Below are 18,802 nucleotides of genomic sequence, written 5' to 3' on the forward strand. Positions count from 1 at the left end.
GGCATCTCGATGAAATAACCATCATGTGGAATGCGTAACTAATATTCGGCACGAACTTGGCGGCGGCGATTTCGCAGCCTATGCAGTGGCGGAGCGCGGCGACAGCGCAGGGGAGGGCACGGCATGCGCAGGAATGCACAGCTTCACATCGCAGCGGGCATGCTCGCCACCCTGCCTTCGTCGGCGATCGCCCGCCAGCCGCTCGCCGAGTGGGTCGTCGAGGCCGAGGACTCAGCGGCACGTGTCACCGAACGCGCCGGCATCATCGACATCGATACCGCCAAGGGCCTGACGCTCTGGTGGCGCAAACCCGTTGCCGCCCCGGTCGTGATCCGGTTCGAGGCGATGGCGGTATCCGAAGGCGGCGCGAACGACAAAGTCAGCGATCTCAACGCGTTTTGGATGGCACGTGACGCCGACGGCGGATCGGTGCTCGCCCACCGCCGCAGCGGCGCCTTTGCCGACTATGACAGCCTGCGCACCTATTATGTCGGCATCGGCGGCAACCGGAACAGCACGACCCGGTTCCGCCGCTATGTCGGCCGCACCGGCGATCGCCCGCTGTTGCCCGAGCACGACAAGCGCGATGTCGCCGACATGCTCGTGGCCAATCGCTGGACGACGATCCGGCTGGTCGCGGACGGGCGGACGATCGCGGTCGAGCGCGACGGACGGCGACTGTTCACGCTCGACGATCCCGCGCCCTACGCCTCCGGCCAGTTCGGACTGCGGACCACGTGGAGCCACCTGCGCATCCGCCACCTGTCGATCACACGCCGCTGATGGAGACGACCATGATCCCGATGAACACTACGCGGCGTGAGACACTTAAGGTCGCCTTGCTCGGCGGTGCGACCGCGTTGCTGCCGGTCCGGCTCGATGCGGCGCCCGCGCCCGCGTTCCAGCCTGCCCCGATCCGCTGGATCGACGGTGCCGCGCCGGCGATGCACACCGGGCAGACGTTCGGCGTCGCGTGGCCGCGTGGCGTGCTGAAGCGCAACACCACGCTGGCGGTCCGCACCAGCGATGGTGTCGACGTGCCTGCGCAGACCTGGACCACCGCGACCTGGCCCGACGGCTCGATCAAGTGGAGCGCTCATGCCGTCCCTGCCGACGTCGCGCCTGCTGGCCTGGTCGTCACGCGCGGTCGTGCGACGGCGCCTCGGCAACCCGTGAAGGTCAGCGAATCCACCGACGCCGTGCTGATCGAAGTGGGCGACCTGCGCTGGGAGATCGGCCGGACCGGCCCCGCGCTCGTCCGCTCGGCCAGCCAGTCCGGACGCCCCGTGCTCGGCGCGGTATCCCTCGTCGGTTCGGTCAAGTCCGATCCGCTCCACGGCGAACCCGTGTCGTTCGCCGGCGAGATCGAGCGGGTGACGATCGAGCAACGCGGCCCCGTCCGTGCGGTCGTCAAGATCGAGGGGCGCCACGTCGTCGGTGATCGCCGCTGGCTCCCGTTCACTGTGCGGCTCTATGCCTATGCCGGCTCGGCGGCGTTGCGGATCGTCCACAGCTTCGTGTTCGACGGCAATGCGGGGCATGATTTTCTTGCGAGCCTCGGCGTGCAGGCGTCGGTGCCGATGCGCGGGGCACTCTACGATCGCCATGTCCGTATCGCCACCGATGGGCAGATGTTTGCGGAGGGCGTGCGGCCGCTCACCGGCCTGCGCCGCGATCCCGGCCGGGCATTCCGTGAGGCGCAGGTCGCCGGCCGGGCAACGCCGCCGCTTGCGACGATGGCGCCCGCAGTGCGCGACACGCTCGAACGGATTCCCGCCTGGGGTGACTTCCGGCTCGAACAGCCCAACGCCCATGGCTGGCAATTGGCCAAGCGGACCGCGCCGGGCCAGGGCTGGATCGATGCGGACGAAGGGCACCGTGCCCCCGGCCTCGCCTATGTCGGCGGCCCGGATGGCGGCGTCGCGCTCGGCCAGCGCTATTTCTGGCAGCGTCATCCGACCGCGCTCCACATCGACGGCGCGGACGGCGACGCGGCGCGTCTAACTGCGTGGCTGTGGTCGCCCGAGGCACCCGCGATGGACCTTCGTCCCTATCACGGCGCGATGGGGATGGAGGGATATGCCGCGCAGAACGAGGGGCTGTCCGTCACGTACGAGGATTACGAGCCCGGCTGGGACGACGCGTCGGGCATCGCGCGAACCAGCGAACTGACGCTATGGGCGCTCCCCGCGACGCCCGATACCGCCACGCTCGCCAAGATGGCGGAGGCACAGGCGACGCCGCCGCAGCTGATGGCGACTCCCGAACATCTCCACGCCGCGCGCGTGTTCGGCGACTGGGGCCTGCCCGATCGGTCGACGCCGAACCGTACCGCGATCGAGAACCAGCTCGACAATCTGATCGACTTCTACGCTGGCGAGGTGGACCGCCGGTCTTGGTACGGGTTCTGGAACCACGGCGACATCATGCACACCTACGACAGCGACCGGCATCGCTGGCGCTACGACATCGGCGGCTTCGCGTGGGACAACAGCGAACTCTCTCCCGATTTGTGGCTCTGGTATTCGGTCCTTCGTACCGGTGACGCGCAGGCGTTCCGCTTCGCCGAGGCGATGACGCGGCACACCGGCGAGGTCGACGTGTATCATGGCGGACGCTTTGCCGGCATGGGCACGCGCCACGGCGTCCAGCATTGGAGCGACAGCTCGAAACAGCCGCGCGTCAGCAACGCGAGCTATCGCCGCATCTTCTACTATCTGACCGCGGACGAGCGGGTCGGCGACCTGATGCGCGATCTGCTTACCTCCGACCAGACGCTCCAGCAGGTCGAGATCGGGCGGAAGGTGCCGGGTGCGAAGAAATCGACGCTGCCGGCGGGCACGATCGAGATGACGTTCGGGACGACGTGGTGTCCGCTCGCCGCGGCGTGGCTGACCGAATGGGAGCGGACCGGGGACACACGCTGGCGCGACCGGATCGTCGCCGGGCTCGACAGCATCGGACGCCTGCCGCACGGCTGGATGACCGGCGGCGCGCCGTTCGATCTCGCCTCGGGGCGGTTTATCGGTCCGAATGCGCCGATCCGGCTGTCGCACCTCAACGCGGTGTTCGGTGCGGTCGAGGTGAGTTCTGAGCTGATCCGCCTGCTCGACGTGCCACGCTATCGCACCGCCTGGCTCGACTATTGCCGGTGGTACAACGCGCCCCAGGCCGCGTATCTCGCGCAGTTCGGCGCGCCGTTCGGACCCCGCAACTTGCGCGAGGGCCATTCGCGCCTGACCGCCTATGCCGCACATGAGCAGGGAGACGCCGCACTCGCGGACCGGGCCGCGTTGGAGTTCCTGTCGGGCAACGCGGGGCTCGGGACGTGGCCCAGCGACCCGCGACGCAGCGTCGATGGCGTGGCGGAATGGCCCGGGGTATCCACCAACGCCGCCGCCCAATGGGGGCTGGCCGCGATCCAGTGCCTCGCGCTCGTCCCGGCGGCGCTAGACCGCGCGACGATCGTATCGCCCGACACGCCCAACCGCCGCCGGCTCGGCGACGCGGGGCGCGACTGAAAACCTGCGGCGGCGTCAGCGGGCGTAGAGGAACGTGCCGCACAGCCCCGCGTCGCTTTCGCCCTTGGGCTGCCGTGCGCCGGAGAAGGCCGCGAGGTTCAGCATCTTGCCGGCGTCGGAGCGATACACCGCGATCCATCGCACCGGTGCCGCGCCGCAGAGCCGATTGCCGTTGCGGAGCACGGGATTCACTCGCTTCGTTATGCGCAGGAGACGTGCTGCCTGCGGCCCCCGCGCGGTCCCGAACGTCGTGACGTCGGCGACGACGGCCAGTGGAAAAACCTTGCCCGCCGCCATCAGCCGCGTCGGCGACAGCGTGATGTCGCCGGTGATCGCCATCGCCGTCGTGCTGGTGGCGGACCAGCGTTCCTCGCCCGCGCGTGCCGATGCAGCGGCCGGCAGTAGTGACGCCCCCGCCAAGGCAAGCGCGCACATCCCGTAGCCAAGGTGCGCAATGGGTGCACGCCGCGCTTTGTCGAACGTCATACGGATAATCCTCTCATTCACGGTCTTGCCTGCCCGCGCCGTGATACCCGGGCCCTGAACGTAACATTTTGTAACGGCGCGGGTGCCGTGGTTAGATTGCGGCATGCACAAAACCATCCTTCTCCCGCTGTTCCTCGCTAGCCCGGCATTTGCCCAAAGCGGGAGCCGGGTCGCAACCGCGCCGATCGATGCGGTCGATCCGATGATCGGCACCGGCGGGGAGGGTCATACGTTCCCCGGCGCGACGGCACCGTTCGGCATGGTCCAGCTTTCCCCTGATACCGACACCGGGTGCGAACTGCGCGCCTGTTACGGCCATGCCGCCGGCTATCGCTACGAGGACCCGACGATCCAGGGGTTCAGCCACACGCATTTCTCGGGCGCGGGGCATTCCGATCTCGGCGACGTGCTGGTCGCGCCACAATCGGGCGCGGACGTGAAGCTGGATCCCGGCGATCCGGCGCGGCCGGGATCGGGCTATCGATCGCGGTTCGATCACGCGACGGAGACGGCGAAGCCCGGCTATTACGCGGTGACGCTCGCCGATCAGGGTATCCGGGCCGAGCTGACCGCGGGAACGCGCGTGGGCGTGCATCGCTACACCTTCCCGGCGGGGCGACCCGTACACCTCGTGATCGATCTCCGGTCGTCGCTCTATGATTATCCGGGCAAGATCCTGTGGTCGGGGCTGCATCTCAGGCCCGACGGGACGCTGACCGGGTTTCGCGAGACGCGCGGTTGGGCACCGGGGCGCAAATTGTATTTCGCGATGCGCTTCTCCGCGCCGCTCACCGATCACGGCTTCGTCGATCGCGATGCGGCCGTGCCGTACAAGGGGTTTCAGGGGCCGGGCCGGGGCAGCGACGCGGTCGCGGAAAAGCTCGGCCGCGCGCTCGAAGCGCGGCTCGATTTCGGTCTCCTGGCCAGACCGCTCGAGGTGACGGTGGCCTTGTCGGGCGTCGACGAAGCCGGCGCGGTCGCCAATCTCGAGGCGGAACCTGGCGGCTTCGACGCGATCCGCACGCGCACCGCTGCTGCCTGGGCGGAGGCGCTCGGCGCGGTCGAGATCGAAGCGCCGGCACCGATGCGGCGTACCGTCTATACCGCCTTGTATCACACGCTGCTCGCGCCGAGCGTCTGGAGCGATGCCGACGGCCGATACCGCGGGCCGGACGATCAGGTGCATGCGGCCAAGGGCTTCACCTTCCGCTCGACCTTCTCGCTATGGGACACGTTCCGCGCCGAGCATCCGCTGCTGACATTGGTCCAGCCCGAACAGACCACCACCGACATCGTCCGCTCGCTGGTCGAGAGCCGGCAGCACAGCCCGCATGGTATCCTGCCGGTGTGGCAGTTCGCCGGGCGCGAGACGTGGACGATGATCGGTTATCACGCCGCGCCGGTGATCGCCGATGCCTATATGAAGGGGATCCGCGGGTTCGACGCCGATGCCGCGCTCGACGCGATGGTCGCGAGCGCCAGCTACGCCCCCTATGGCGGGCTCGGCGGCTATATGGCGCGCGGCTACGTCCCGATCGACAAGGAACCCGAGGCCGCCTCGAAGACGGTCGAATATGCCTATGACGACTGGACGATCGCACGGATGGCGCGCGCGATGGGGCGGACCGAAATCGCCGATCGCTTCGACAAGCGCGCCGGCAACTGGCGCAACAGCTTCGACGCGAAGACCGGGTGGCTGCGCGCGCGGCTGTCGACCGGCGGATTCCGTACCCCGTTCGATCCGACCGCGATCAACTACGGCTCCGATTATACCGAGGGCAATGCATGGCAATATAGCTGGTTCATGCCGCAGGACGAGGCGGGGCTGATCCGGCTGCTCGGCGGCGATGCCAAGGCAGTCGCGAAGCTCGACGCGATGTTCGACTTCGACACCTCGAAGGTCGACTACAGCCATGCCGAAGACATTGCCGGGCTGATCGGCCAGTATATCCACGGCAACGAGCCGAGCCATCACGTCGCCTATCTCTACAGTTACGCCGGCGCGCCGTGGCGCACGCAGGAGCGGCTCGCGCAGATCGTCGGGTCGCAGTACAAGCCGACGCCCGATGGCTTGGCGGGCAACGACGATCTCGGCCAGATGTCCGCGTGGCTCGTGTTCACCGCGCTTGGCTTCTATCCGGTCGCGCCGGGATCGAACGAATATGTCATCGGTCGGCCGTTCATCGATCGGGCGGTGCTCAACCTGCCCGGCGGCAAGCGCTTCGTCGTGGTGGCGGACGGCCTGTCGACGGCGAACCGCTACATCGCGCGGGTGACGCTCAACGGTGTCGCGCTGGACCGAAGCTATATCCGCGACGGCGAGATCCGGGCGGGCGGCGAGCTCCGCTTCACGATGGCGACGACGCCCAATAAGCGCTGGGCGACGGGCAAGACAGCGCGGCCCTTCTCGATATCGTCGTCGCCAAAGCCGGACTGATCGGTATAGCGATCCCGTTCGGCCGTGGGCCGCGGTAGAGGAAATGGATCATGACGGCGATCGGTGCACGGGTTGACGAAGCGGGTACGCTGGTACGCGACGGCGGCGCCTTCTATCTCCAGCGCGATTCCGGTGGCCGCTATCAACTCGAACTGCACCGCACGCCCGTCGATCTGGTCGAGAAACGCGTGCGGGTCGTCGGTACGCTCGTCGGGCCAGACCTGCTGAATGCCGACGGTGTCGCCCCCGCCTGATCTGGCCCATTTTCAGGCCGGCGGGAGCGCCTTCACCAACGCCAGCACCCGCTCGGCCAGTTCGGCGCGGCAGATCAGCAGGTCGGGCAGATACGGATCGGCGCAGTTGTAGATCAACGGCGCGCCATCGACCCGGCTGACGTGCAGCCCTGCCGCCTGCGCCACCGCGATCGGCGCGCAATTGTCCCACTCATATTGCCCGCCGGTATGCAGGTAGATCTCGGCCTGGCCGCGAACCACCGCCATCGCCTTCGCCCCCGCCGAGCCCATCGGCACCAGGGTCGCGCCCATCGCCTCGGCGACGGCGATCGCCTCGCGCGCGGGGCGGCTGCGGCTGACCAGCATACGCAGCGGATCGCTCGCCGGCTCCAGCGGCTTCGGCGCGCCGGAGGTCAGCGTCAGTCCCAGCCCCGGCAACGCCACCGCACCGACGGTGGCGACGCCGTCGATCGCCAGCGCGACGTGCACCGCCCAATCGGTCCGCCCCTCGCCATATTCGCGCGTGCCGTCGAGCGGATCGACGATCCACGCGCGGCGCACCGAACAGCGATCGCCGGTGTCCTTCTCTTCCTCGGACAGGATCGCGTCGTCGGGCCGCGCCGCGCGCAGCTTGCGCATCAGATAGGTGTTGGCCTGTTCGTCGCCAGCCTTGCCGAGCTCCTTGCCGGTCAACCCGCCGTTTGCCTGCAACCCGAGCAGGATCGCGCCGGCTTCGGTCGCGAGGCGTTCGGCGAGACGGACGTCGCTTTCGATGACGGTCATTTAAGCGGCATGATCTGGCGGACGATGAATTCGGCGGCCTCGACCGACGTCATCGCGACCGTGTTCACGCGGATCTCAGCGTTCAGCGGCGCCTCGTACGGGCTGTCGATCCCGGTAAAGTTTTTCAAGTCGCCTGCGCGTGCCTTTTTATAGAGCCCCTTCACGTCGCGACCTTCCGCCACATCGAGCGGCGTGTCGACGAAGATCTCGATGAACTCGCCTTCGGGCAGCATCGACCGGACCATGTCGCGCTCGGCGCGGAACGGCGAGATGAACGCGGTGAGGACGATCAGTCCCGCATCCGCCATCAGCTTCGCCACTTCGCCGACGCGCCGGATATTCTCGATCCGGTCGGCCTCGGTGAAGCCCAGATCCTTGTTCAGCCCGTGGCGGATATTGTCGCCGTCCAGCAGGAAGGTGTGGCGGTTCATCAGGTTGAGCTGTTTCTCGACCTCGTTGGCGATCGTCGACTTGCCCGCGCCCGACAGCCCGGTGAACCAGAGCACGGCCGGCTTCTGGTTCTTCAGCCCAGCATGCGCGTCGCGGCCGATGTCGGTCGCCTGCCAGTGGACGTTCTGCGAGCGGCGCAAGCTGAAATGGACCATGCCCGCCGCGACCGTCGCGTTGGTGATCTTGTCGATCAGGATGAACCCGCCGAGCACCTTGTTCGGTGCCGCGTTGCCTTGCGCATAGGCCTCGAATACGATCGCGCGGTCCGTCGTGATCTCTGCGACCCCGATCGCATTCAGCTCGAGCGTCTTGGTCGCGAGCCGCTCCATCGTGTTGACGTTGACCTGGTATTTCGGCTCGCGCACCGTCGCCGACACCATCTGCGTGCCGAGCTTCAGCCAATAGGAGCGGCCGACGATCAGCGGCTCGTCGTCCATCCAGACGATCGTCGTCTCGAACTGGTCGGCGGTCTCGGGCGGCGCATCCGATGCGGCGATGACGTTGCCGCGCGAGCAGTCGATCTCGTCGGCGAACGACAGCGTGACGGACTGCCCCGCGACCGCCTCGTCGAGGTCGCCGTCGAGCGTCGTGATCCGGCTGATCGTCGAGGTCTTGCCGCCCGGCAGGACGCGGATCGCGTCGCCGGGCTTGACCGTGCCCGCAGCGATCTGGCCCGAGAAGCCCCGGAAATCGAGGTTGGGGCGGTTGACCCATTGCACGCTCATGCGGAACGGCTTGGCCTGGTCGTCGTCGAGGTCGACTTCGACCGCCTCGAGATGCTCCATCAGCGTCGGGCCGGTGTACCAGGGCATGGTTTCGGAGGCGATCGAGATGTTGTCGCCCTTGAAGCCCGAGATCGGCATCGGCGTGAACGCGGTGATGCCAATGCTTTTGGCGAACGCCGAATACTCCGCGACGATCTCGTCATAGCGCGCCTGATCATATCCGATCAGGTCCATCTTGTTGACCGCGAGCACCACGTTGCGGATGCCGATAAGGTGCGCGAGATAGCTGTGGCGCTTGGTCTGCGTCAGCACGCCCTTGCGCGCGTCGACCAGGATCACGGCGAGGTCGGCGGTCGAGGCGCCGGTCACCATGTTGCGCGTATATTGCTCGTGGCCGGGCGTATCCGCGACGATGAACTTACGCTTTTCGGTCGAGAAGAAGCGATAGGCGACGTCGATCGTGATGCCTTGCTCGCGCTCGGCGGCGAGCCCGTCGACCAACAGCGCGAAATCGATTTCCTGCCCTTGCGTACCGACGCGCTTGCTGTCCGCTTCGAGGGCTGCGAGCTGATCCTCGAAGATCATCTTCGAATCGTACAGCAAGCGGCCGATCAGCGTCGACTTGCCGTCGTCCACCGACCCGCAGGTGATGAAACGCAGCATCGTCTTGTTGCGATGCTGGTCGAGATACGCGTCGATATCCTCGGCGATCAGCGCTTCGGTCTGGTAGGCGGACATCAGAGAACTCCGTCATTCCAGCGAAAGCTGAAATCTTTCGTGATCGTGAGCGTGCCCATGCGGCACGAGATCCCAGCTTTCGCTGGGATGACGGTTGAGGGTAGGGCCGAGAGCGTTTGTGGGCGCATCAGAAATACCCCTCCTGCTTCTTCTTCTCCATGCCCGCGCCGCCGGCATCCTTGTCGATCGCACGGCCCTGGCGCTCGCTCGTCGTGGTCAGCAGCGTTTCCTGGATGATCTCCGACAACGTCGACGCCGTGCTCTCGACCGCGCCGGTCAGCGGGTAGCAGCCGAGCGTGCGGAAGCGGATCGAGCGGTCGACCGGGACTTCGCCGGGCTGCAACGGGAAGCGGTCGTCGTCGACCATCAGCAGCATGCCGTCACGCTCGACCGTCGGGCGTACGCCCGCGAAATAGAGCGGTACGATCGGCACGTCGTTGAGCTGAATATATTGCCAGACGTCGAGCTCGGTCCAGTTTGAGATCGGGAACACCCGGATGCTCTCGCCCTTGGATTTGCGGGCGTTGTAGAGGTTCCACAATTCGGGCCGCTGGTTCTTCGGGTCCCAGCCATGCGTGGCGGTGCGGAACGAGATGATGCGCTCCTTCGCGCGCGACTTCTCCTCGTCGCGCCGCGCGCCACCGAACGCCGCGTCGAACCCGTGCAGGTTGAGCGCCTGTTTCAGCCCTTCGGTCTTCCACATGTCGGTGTGGAGCGCGCCGTGGTCGAAGGGATTGATCCCGCGCGCGATGGCCTCCGGGTTCTTGTAGACGAGCAACTCCATGCCGCTCTCGGCCGCCATCCGATCGCGCAGCTTGTACATTTCCTGGAATTTCCAGGTCGTGTCGACGTGCAGCAGCGGGAAGGGCGGCGGAGACGGATAGAACGCCTTGCGCGCGAGATGCAGCATCACGGCCGAATCCTTGCCGACCGAATACAGCATCACCGGCTTGTCGGCCTCGGCGACGACTTCGCGCAGGATGTGGATCGCCTCGGCTTCGAGCCGTTCCAGGTGAGTGAGTGTCTTCGCCATCATGTGTCTCCGCGGCGCCGTTTGCCCGCCGCCGGGTGGTTCGGGCAATCAATGCATTCTTCGGCACGGGAACGCTTCGCTATCTCGCGACGATCGAGAGCCAGGTCGCTTTGGACGGGACGGTCGGTAATCCACACCGGAGGATAGGCATCGCCCGTAACCCCGCGCAATCCACTGTCATCATACCAACACAATCCCCGCCTAACCGCCGGTCCGGGGAGTGAGCGTCGCGAGGCGTCGTCGTTCCGTCCGGGGAGGGCGGTCGATGGCGGGTAGCGGCGTTTCGTATTGGGATGTGCGGTCGGTCGTCAGGGATGGCGCCGCACGATTGGGGAATGAAACTTTGAAGATTTCGGTCGTTAAGTCGGCGCTGATGCTCGGCGTCGCGTTGGGGTCCGTGCTGGGTGGTTCGGCGGCGTTCGCGCAAGACGCTGCGCCCGTCCAGGAACAGGCTGCTCCAGAGGACGGTCTCGGCGATATCGTCGTCACCGCCGAGCGTCGTTCGGAAAACCTCCAGAAGGTGCCGCTGTCGGTCGGCGTCGCATCGGGCGATGCTTTGCGCGCCTACACCGCCGGCGGCGACGATACGCTGCTCGCGCTGTCGGGTCGCGTCCCCGGCCTGTACGTCGAATCGACCACGGGCCGCATCTTCCCGCGCTTCTATATCCGCGGCCTCGGCAACATCGATTTCTACCTTGGCGCCTCGCAGCCGGTCACGATCATCCAGGACGACGTGATCCTCGAGCACGTCGTGCTGAAGTCGAACCCGGTCTACGACGTTCGCCAGGTCGAAGTGCTGCGCGGTCCGCAAGGGTCGCTGTTCGGGCGGAACACCACCGCCGGCATCATCAAGTTCGACACGAACAAGCCGACCAACCATTTCGACAGCCGCGCATCGGCCTCGGTCGGCAGCTACGGCAGCGTCAGCCTGGACGCCGGTGTCGGCGGCCCGCTGATCAAGGACCTGTTGTCGATCCGCCTGTCGACATTGATCCAGCACCGCGAGAACTATGTCGACAACGTGTTTGCAGGCACGAGCCTCGACAACACGGCGACGCCGCGCAAGGACGCGATGGGCGGCTTCGACGACCGCAACGTCCGCGTGCAACTGGCGCTGACCCCCGGCGAACGCTTCACGCTGGACCTGTCGGGCCATGCCCGCTGGTATGACGGCACCTCGACGCTGTTCCACCGCGGTGCGCTGAAGAAGGGCTCGAACGACGTTTCGGCCGAGCCGCGCAACGTGGTGTCGTACGACGAAGCGAACGACAACCCGCAGAGCTACAACACCTATGGCGGCTCGGTGCGTGCGACGTACGACTTCGGTCCGGCGGCGCTGACCTCGATCACTGCATACGAGACGACTTCGGGGATCAGCCGCGGCGACACCGATGGTGGTGCGGCGGTCAATTTCGCGGGCCGTCCGTCCTATGGCCAGAGCCAGGGACAGATCCGCGACCTCGATCAATGGTCGCAGGAGGTCCGGCTGGCGGGAACGCCGGGTGGACGGTTCAACTGGCAGATCGGTGGCCTGTATTTCGACAGCCGCGACATCACCGACTTCTACCAGCGCGCGTTCTTCCTGACCGCGCCCGACCTGAACGGCACGCAGCCGAACCCCAACAACTGGGTGCGCCTGCATGACGTCAACACATCGTGGGCAGGCTTCGGCCAAGTCAGCTACGAGCTCGCGCCGAAGCTGACGATCAGCGCGGGTGGACGCATCACCGAGGACAAGAAGCGCACCGAACTGCTGAAGACCGCGAACACTGTGACGAACGGCGTCACCTATCGCGGCCGGACCGACGTCACGCTGAAGGCGACCAAGCCGAGCTGGGATGCGAGCGTGCTGTATCAGGTGAACCCCGATATCAGCCTGTATTCGCGCGTCGCCCAAGGCTTCCGCGGGCCGACGATCCAGGGTCGGTCGGCGGTGTTCAACGCGGACTTCACGACCGCGAACTCCGAGACGATCCTGTCGTGGGAGACGGGCATCAAGACGCGTCTGCTGAACAACACGCTGAGCCTCAACGCGACGGTGTTCGGCTACCGCGTCAAGGATATCCAGCTCAACGGCAACGACGTGAACGGCAATGGCGTGCTGTTCAACGCCGACAAGGCCGAGGCGTACGGCATGGAGGCCGAGGCGAACTGGAAGCCGGTGCCGAACCTGACGCTGGGGGCGGGGCTGAGCCTGTTGCACAGCGCGATCCGCGACAAGAACGTCTATGCGCAGGTCTGCATCCTGAACGGAGTGGTGGTGTGCACGGTCGAGGATCCGACGATCAAGGTGGGCGCCAATACCTTCGCGCAGATCGACGGCAACCCGCTGCCGAACGCGCCGGAGTATAACGTTGACCTGACGGCGCGCTACGACCAGCCGCTGGGCAATGGCGGTCGCGCGTTTATCGCGGGCGACTTCAACATCCAGGGCTATACGCAGTTCGTGCTGTACAAGACCAAGGAGTTCACCGCGAACGGCAACTTCGAGGGCGGCCTGAAGATCGGCTATTCGGCGCCCGACGACGCGTACGAACTGGCCGTATTCGCGCGCAACATTACGGGTGAGAAGAACCTGAAGGGCGTCATCGAGAACTACATGGCGGCGGTGTTCAACGAACCGCGGATCATCGGCGTGTCGCTCAGCGGCAAGTTCCGCTGATCTAACTTCCCCCCTCCCGCGTGCGGGAGGGGTCGGGGGTGGGCTCGCGCTGTCACCGGCGGCAGCGCTCGTACAAGCCAGGCGCCCACCCCTCGGTCCCCTCCCGCTTGCGGGAGGGGATGCAGTAGTAGCCGCGTCGCTACCTAAACTATGCGTGACGCATTTTTCAGCAGCGTTCCCACGCACGGCATTGTAGCGAAACATTGCGGCGAGTTGCCGTTTTCCTTCGGCCGGTTGATACTCGCTCCATGTCGCTCAATCCCGTCTTCTACGATGCTAGTGGCCGCCGGCGTCGGCGCTTTACCTTTGGCGTCGCCGCCTTCATCGCCCTGCTGTTGTTATCGATCGCAGTGTTCGCCGTCTCGATCGGCGCGGTGCCGACCGCACCGCTGCTGCCGATCGAGCCCGAGCATCCCGCGCTCCACAAGCTGCCGGCGCCGCGGGGCGGCATCCTTCGCGAGACGCGGCGCGACCTCAATTACTACGCCAAGCAATTGTTCGGCACGAGCGCGGCCAAGCCCGGTGTCGGCAATGGCGCCAACCCCGCGCTCGCGATCGCCTTTCACGCGCCGTGGGACGAGGCGAGCACCGCCAGCCTCGCGCGACATGTCGAACAGCTCGACTGGCTGATCCCCGGCTGGGTCTCGGTGACCGGTGCGGATCATCGCATCACCGTGTTCCGCGATCAGGCGGGGCGCGACATCCTCAACAAGGCAGTCCACCGTCCGGTGATCCTGCCAATGGTGCAGAACGCGGTCGACGGGAACTGGGACGGCGCCGGGAGCGCCGCGCTGTTCGCCGATCCCAAGGCGCGCGCGGCGTTCCTCGACAGGCTCTTGCCGTTCCTGAGCGCGAACCATGCCGGTGGCGTGTTCTACGATTTCGAAGACCTTCCCGCATCGGCACAGACCAACTACCGCACGTTCCTCGCAGAGACGCGCGCGCGCTTCGCACCGCGCGGCTGGGTCGTCGCGATCGCCGCACCGGTCGCCAACCCCGATTGGAACCTGCCTGCCTATGCCAAGGTGACCGACAAGGTCTTCCTGATGGCGTATGACGAGCACGAGACGAGCGGTGCGCCCGGCCCGATCGCGTCGCAGCGCTGGTTCGCGCGCATGGTCGCCGATGCGGCGCGCGGTATCCCCCCCGCCAAGCTGGTCGTCGCAATCGGCTCCTATGCCTATGACTGGCACGCCGGCGCCGAGAGCGGCAACGGCGATGCGCTCGACGTCGAGGAGGCGTGGCAGAACGCCGCGGACTCGGGCACCGTGCCGACCTTCGACAAGACCAGCGGCAACAGCAGCTTCGCCTATTCGGAAGGCGGCACGCAGCACCAGGTCTGGCTGCTCGACGCGGCATCGGCGTACAACCAGATCGCGTTCCTGCAAAAGGCGGGCTTGGGCAGCGTCGCGCTGTGGCGGCTCGGCTCGGAGGATCCCGGACTCTGGTCGATCTGGGGCCGCAACCACCGCAAGCTGCCACCGCCCGCCGCGATCGACGCCATGCCCGCCGGCACCAACGTCGATATCGAGGGCAGCGGCGAGATCCTCAAGATCGGGGCCGAGCCCGTCACCGGGATCCGCGACGCCGTGCCCGCCAAGGACGGTACGATCGCCGACGTCGTCTTCAGGCGGATGCCGTCGCCCTATGTGGTTGACCGCACGGGCTATCGCCTGAAGCAGCTCGCGCTGACCTTCGACGACGGGCCCGATCCCGAATGGACGCCGCAGATCCTCGACATCCTGAAACGCGAACACGCACCCGCGACGTTCTTCGTGATCGGCGAGAATGCGCTGACCGAACGGCCGCTGCTCGAACGGATGGTCGCCGAGGGGCATGAAATCGGCAGCCACACCTACACGCACCCGAACCTCGCGAACGTCTCGCCGCGCCAGGTGAAGTACGAGCTGAACACCACGCAGCGGCTGTTTCAGGCGTTCACCGGGCGCTCGCTGAGACTCTTCCGTGCGCCCTATTTCGGTGACGCCGAGCCGAGCACCGCCGACGAGATCGTGCCCGCGCTCGAAGCGCAGAAGCGCGGCTATATCTCGGTCGGTCTCCACGTCGATCCCGACGACTGGAAGCGGCCGGGCGTGCAGGCGATCATCGACCGGACCATCGCCGGCGTCGAGGCGGGCAATCCCGAGCGCAGCGGCAACGTCATCCTGCTCCACGACGCGGGCGGCAACCGCGCGCAGACCGTCGCCGCGCTGCCGGTCATCATCAAACGACTGCGCGGCATGGGCTATAGCTTCGTGCCCGTCTCGACGCTCGCCGGCCTGTCGCGCGATGCGGCGATGCCGGTGATCTCGTCGAGCGACCGCGTCGCGGCGGTCGCGGATCTCGCGTTGTTCAGCACGCTCGGCGGCATCGTCGTCGCGCTGCGCTGGATCTTCGGCATCGCGATCACGATCGGCATCATCCGCGCTTTGGCACTATCGGCGCTGGCGCTGATCCAGGCACGGCGCGAGCTGAAGACGGTGTTCCCCGAGATCGACCCGTCACGCTTCGTCACGGTGATGATCCCGGCGTTCAACGAGGAGCGCGTGATCGTCCGCGCGGTGCAGGGCGTGCTGGCGTCGGCCGAGGTCGCGATCGAGGTGATCGTGATCGACGACGGCTCCAGCGACGGCACCAGCCGCGTCGTGTCCGAGGCGTTCTCAGGCGACGAGCGCGTCCGCCTGTTGACGCTGGAGAACGGCGGCAAGGCACGCGCGCTCAACCGCGGGCTCGAACTCGCGCGCGGCGAGATCGTGATCGCGCTCGATGCCGATACGCAGTTCGAGCCGATGACCATCGCCCGCCTCGCGCGCTGGTTCGACGATCCGAAGCTCGGCGCGGTCGCAGGCAACGCCAAGGTTGGCAACCGCGTCAACCTCGTCACCAGGTGGCAGGCACTCGAATACATCACCGCGCAGAACCTGGAACGCCGCGCGCTCGCCCGGCTGAACGCGATGACCGTGGTGCCGGGTGCGGTCGGCGCGTGGCGGCTGGAGGCGATCCGCAGCGTGGGCGGTTACCCCGACGATACGCTCGCCGAGGACCAGGACCTGACGATCGCGATCCAGCGCTATGGCTGGACCGTCCAGTACGACCAGTTCGCGATCGCCTGGACCGAGGCGCCCGAGACGATCCGTGCGCTCGCCAAGCAGCGGTTCCGCTGGGCGTTCGGGACGTTGCAGTGCCTCTACAAGCATCGTTCGGCGATCGGTCGCTCGCGCCCACGCGGGCTCGGCTGGGTCGGCTTGCCGCAGGCGATCGTGTTCCAGATCGTGCTCGCCTCGATCTCGCCGATCATCGATCTCGCGCTGCTGGTCAGCTTCGCCTCGACCTATGTCGCGGTGCAGGCGCATGGCTGGGAGCAGACGAGTCACGACGTCTATACGATGCTCGCCTATTGGCTGATCTTCACCGCGATCGACCTGCTGGCGGCAACGATCGCGTTTGCGCTGGAGCGGAAGGAACGCTGGCGGTTGTTGTGGCTGCTGATCCCGCAGCGGATCGGCTACCGGCAGGTGATGTATTATGTCGTGCTGAAGGCGATCGCGCAGGCGTTGCGTGGACCACTCGTGGGATGGGGCAAGCTGGCGCGCACCGGGCGGGTCACCGCGAACTGACGTGCAACGCTTCGGCGGCTATGGCGTTATGGTGTGCCCCTATATATCGTAGGGTCATAGACCCTCGAGGTGATCGAATGCGGTATCTGATGTTGGCGCTGGCGGTTCCGGCAACCCTGGCGGCGGGTGGCGCACAGGCCCAGCAGCGCGCACCGCTGGTGCTGGCCGCCGCATCGCTGCAGGAGTCGCTGACCGCGGCCGCCGATGCATGGGCGAAGCAGGGCCATGTGAAGCCGACGATCTCGTTCGCAGCCTCCTCCGCGCTGGCAAGGCAGGTCGAGTCCGGTGCGCCGGCCGACCTGTTCGTGTCCGCCGACGAGGATTGGATGAACGAACTCGCGAAGAAGAACCTGATCGTCGCGTCCACCCGCGTGACGTTCCTCGGTAACCGGCTTGTCGTTGCGGCGTCAGCGGGGAGCAAGGTCCGCATTCCGGTCCGTCCGCCCGCGGCACTCGTCCGGGTCTTGACCGCCGGGCCGCTCGCGATGGCGGATACCGCAGTGCCTGCGGGCAAATACGGGCAGGCGTCGCTGGAGAAGCTCGGCGTCTGGGCGCAGGTTTCGCCGAGGGTGGTGCGTGCGGAGAATGTCCGGGCGACACTGGCGCTGATCGAGCGCGGCGCTGCACCCCTCGGGATCGTCTATGCCACCGATGCAAAGGCGTCCGCCAAGGTACGGATCGCAGGCGTTTTTCCCGAAAGCACGCATCCCGCGATCACCTATCCGATTGCGCGCCTGAAGGCATCGACCAAACCCGAGGCGGAGGCGTTCCGGCGGTTCCTGGTGTCGCGCGCGGGCAAGGCGATCTTCGTGCGGTACGGATTCTCTGCGCGTTAAATGCTCGATGCGACCGAATGGGCGATCGTCGGGCTGTCGTTGAAGGTCGGCGGCGTGGCGATGGCGGTGACCCTGCCGATCGCCTTCGCGCTGGCGTGGCTACTCGCGCGCGTCCGGTTTCCGGGTAAGGTCGTCGTCGATGCGGCGATCCATTTGCCGCTGGTCGTGCCACCGGTCGTCACCGGCTGGCTGCTGCTGCTCGCGTTCGGGCCCAATGGTCCGATCGGCGGGTGGTTGCAGGACTGGTTCGGCGTGACGGTGCTGTTCCGCTGGACCGGCGCGGCGATCGCGGCGGGGGTGATGGCGCTGCCGCTGATGGTGCGCGCGATGCGGATCTCGATCGAGGCGGTCGACCGGCGGTTGGAGAATGCCGCCCGAACTTTGGGGGCAGGGCCGTGGCGCGTGTTCTGGACGCTGACGCTGCCGCTCAGCATCCCCGGCGTGCTGGCCGGCGCGGTGCTCGGCTTCGCGCGGTCGATCGGCGAATTCGGTGCGACGATCACCTTCGTGTCGAACGTGCCGGGCGAGACGCAGACCTTGCCGTTGGCGATCTACTCGGCGTTGCAGCAGCCGGGGGCGGACGCGCTGGTCTGGCGATTGTCAGCCGTTTCCGTGGGGTTGTCGCTGGTTGCTCTGATCGCGTCCGAGCTCTTGACCCGGCGTGCCGGACGGGGGCTGCATGTCCTTTGAGATCGATGTCGAGAAGCGCCTCGGCGATGCGCGGGTGTCGCTGACGCTGGAGGCGGGAGAGGGCGCGACGGTGCTGTTCGGACCCTCCGGGGTCGGCAAGTCGAGCATCCTGAACATGGTCGCCGGGCTGCTCCGACCCGATCGCGGACGGATCGCGATCGACGGCGAGATGCTGTTCGGCGACGGTATCGACGTCCCGCCCGAACGTCGCCGCGCCGGCTATGTCTTTCAGGAAGCACGACTGTTCCCGCACATGCGGGTCCGCGCGAACCTGCTCTATGGCGTACGCGGCGAGGCGGAGCGGTTCAAGGATATCATCGGCTTCCTCGGCATCGGCCATTTGCTCGATCGCTGGCCGCGCACGCTGTCGGGTGGCGAGGCGCAACGCGTGGCGATCGGCCGCGCGTTGCTGAGCCGCCCGCGCTTCCTGTTGCTCGACGAGCCGCTGTCGTCACTCGACCGGGCGCGCCGCGAAGAGATCATGCTGGCGATCGAGCATGTCCGCGACGTGCTCAAGCTGCCGATCCTGATGGTCACGCACGACCCCGAGGAGGCCGAGCGGATCGGCACGCGGGTCGTGCGGATGTAAGT

13 protein-coding genes are annotated in these 18,802 nt (G+C 66.8%); 9 read left to right on the plus strand and 4 right to left on the minus strand.

The window, feature by feature from the left end:
* Positions 1-123: 123 nt before the first annotated feature.
* Positions 124-783 carry a DUF6250 domain-containing protein gene (locus tag VH567_RS09975; RefSeq protein ID WP_423325610.1) on the plus strand — a complete coding sequence of 220 codons (660 nt, stop codon included), beginning with the start codon at positions 124-126 and terminating at the stop codon, positions 781-783.
* Positions 783-3,521, plus strand: a complete 2,739-nt coding sequence (locus VH567_RS09980; RefSeq protein ID WP_423325612.1) for a Tat pathway signal sequence domain protein — start codon at positions 783-785, stop codon at positions 3,519-3,521. Before VH567_RS09975 ends, VH567_RS09980 begins: the two co-directional genes overlap by 1 nt.
* A gap of 15 nt (positions 3,522-3,536) precedes the next feature.
* Here VH567_RS09980 and VH567_RS09985 read toward each other — a convergent pair whose 3' ends face one another.
* Positions 3,537-4,007 (minus strand): hypothetical protein, encoded by a 471-nt coding sequence (locus tag VH567_RS09985; RefSeq protein WP_423325614.1) that lies wholly within the window; start codon positions 4,005-4,007, stop codon positions 3,537-3,539.
* 103 nt (positions 4,008-4,110) lie between these two features.
* Here VH567_RS09985 and VH567_RS09990 point away from each other — a divergent pair, with 103 nt between their 5' ends.
* Both VH567_RS09990 and VH567_RS09995 read left to right on the plus strand, forming a co-directional pair.
* A complete protein-coding gene (locus VH567_RS09990) occupies positions 4,111-6,444 on the plus strand; it encodes a GH92 family glycosyl hydrolase (RefSeq protein WP_423325616.1) in 2,334 nt (777 codons plus the stop codon).
* 50 nt (positions 6,445-6,494) lie between these two features.
* A complete protein-coding gene (locus VH567_RS09995) occupies positions 6,495-6,698 on the plus strand; it encodes a DUF5818 domain-containing protein (RefSeq protein ID WP_423325618.1) in 204 nt (67 codons plus the stop codon).
* A gap of 12 nt (positions 6,699-6,710) precedes the next feature.
* Here the strand turns inward: VH567_RS09995 and VH567_RS10000 are convergent, their stop codons facing one another.
* From VH567_RS10000 to cysD, 3 genes are all read right to left on the minus strand, one after another.
* Positions 6,711-7,460, minus strand: a complete 750-nt coding sequence (locus VH567_RS10000) for a 3'(2'),5'-bisphosphate nucleotidase CysQ (RefSeq protein WP_423325620.1) — start codon at positions 7,458-7,460, stop codon at positions 6,711-6,713.
* Positions 7,457-9,373 (minus strand): sulfate adenylyltransferase subunit CysN, encoded by a 1,917-nt coding sequence (gene cysN, locus VH567_RS10005; RefSeq protein WP_423325622.1) that lies wholly within the window; start codon positions 9,371-9,373, stop codon positions 7,457-7,459. Before cysN ends, VH567_RS10000 begins: the two co-directional genes overlap by 4 nt.
* 127 nt (positions 9,374-9,500) lie before the next feature.
* Entirely contained in the window at positions 9,501-10,406 is a 906-nt protein-coding gene (cysD, locus tag VH567_RS10010) for a sulfate adenylyltransferase subunit CysD (protein ID WP_423325624.1), read from the minus strand.
* Between the two features lie 373 nt (positions 10,407-10,779).
* On the opposite strand from cysD, the gene VH567_RS10015 reads away from it, so the two are divergent.
* From VH567_RS10015 to VH567_RS10035, 5 genes are all read left to right on the plus strand, one after another.
* Complete coding sequence (locus VH567_RS10015; RefSeq protein ID WP_423325888.1) at positions 10,780-13,068, plus strand: TonB-dependent receptor; 2,289 nt, start codon at positions 10,780-10,782, stop codon at positions 13,066-13,068.
* Positions 13,069-13,316: 248 nt separating this feature from the next.
* Entirely contained in the window at positions 13,317-16,685 is a 3,369-nt protein-coding gene (locus VH567_RS10020; RefSeq protein WP_423325626.1) for a polysaccharide deacetylase family protein, read from the plus strand.
* A gap of 77 nt (positions 16,686-16,762) precedes the next feature.
* Complete coding sequence (modA, locus tag VH567_RS10025; protein ID WP_423325628.1) at positions 16,763-17,521, plus strand: molybdate ABC transporter substrate-binding protein; 759 nt, start codon at positions 16,763-16,765, stop codon at positions 17,519-17,521.
* Positions 17,522-18,211, plus strand: a complete 690-nt coding sequence (modB, locus tag VH567_RS10030) for a molybdate ABC transporter permease subunit (RefSeq protein ID WP_423325630.1) — start codon at positions 17,522-17,524, stop codon at positions 18,209-18,211.
* Positions 18,201-18,800, plus strand: coding sequence for an ATP-binding cassette domain-containing protein (locus VH567_RS10035; RefSeq protein WP_423325632.1), 600 nt, complete (start codon positions 18,201-18,203; stop codon positions 18,798-18,800). Before modB ends, VH567_RS10035 begins: the two co-directional genes overlap by 11 nt.
* The last annotated feature ends 2 nt before the right edge of the window (positions 18,801-18,802 follow it).

This window comes from Sphingomonas sp. 4RDLI-65 (genome assembly GCF_049472435.1).
Taxonomy (GTDB): Bacteria; Pseudomonadota; Alphaproteobacteria; order Sphingomonadales; family Sphingomonadaceae; genus Sphingomonas.